The sequence below is a fragment of the Bradyrhizobium sp. NBAIM03 genome (genome assembly GCF_020194055.1).
Classification (GTDB): Bacteria; Pseudomonadota; Alphaproteobacteria; order Rhizobiales; family Xanthobacteraceae; genus Bradyrhizobium; species Bradyrhizobium yuanmingense.
In genome coordinates this window covers 1-397 of record NZ_JADYVS010000256.1, presented here as the reverse complement: position 1 = coordinate 397, position 397 = coordinate 1, and the positions used below count along the sequence as shown (strand labels likewise).

1 protein-coding gene is annotated in these 397 nt (G+C 63.0%); it reads left to right on the top strand.

What is annotated here, in order from left to right; translation table 11 throughout:
- Window positions 1–345 (top strand): 50S ribosomal protein L7/L12 (gene rplL, locus I6F21_RS38395; RefSeq protein ID WP_225184474.1); only part of this gene is annotated, 345 nt, incomplete at its 5' end.
- Window positions 346–397 lie beyond the last annotated feature (52 nt).

The window sequence follows — 397 nt, the reverse complement described above, 5'->3', positions numbered from 1 at the left end:
GTCGACGCCATCGCCGAGAAGTCCCTGATGGAAGTGATGGAGCTGGTCAAGGCCATCGAAGAGAAGTTCGGCGTCTCCGCCGCTGCTCCGGTTGCCGTGGCTGCTGCCGCTGGCCCGGCCGCTGCTGTTGAAGAGCAGACCGAGTTCACCGTCACCCTGAAGACCGCCGGCGAGAAGAAGGTCGAGGTCATCAAGGCCGTCCGCGCCATCACCGGCCTGGGCCTGAAGGAAGCGAAGGACCTGGCCGAAGCCGGTGGCGTCCTGAAGGAAGGCGCTTCGAAGGAAGACGCCGAGAAGATGAAGAAGGACCTGGAAGCTGCTGGCGCGACTGTCGAAGTCAAGTAAGCAGTTACCTTGCATCGTCACCGATTCACGGCGATGCAGCCAAGGCTGGGGG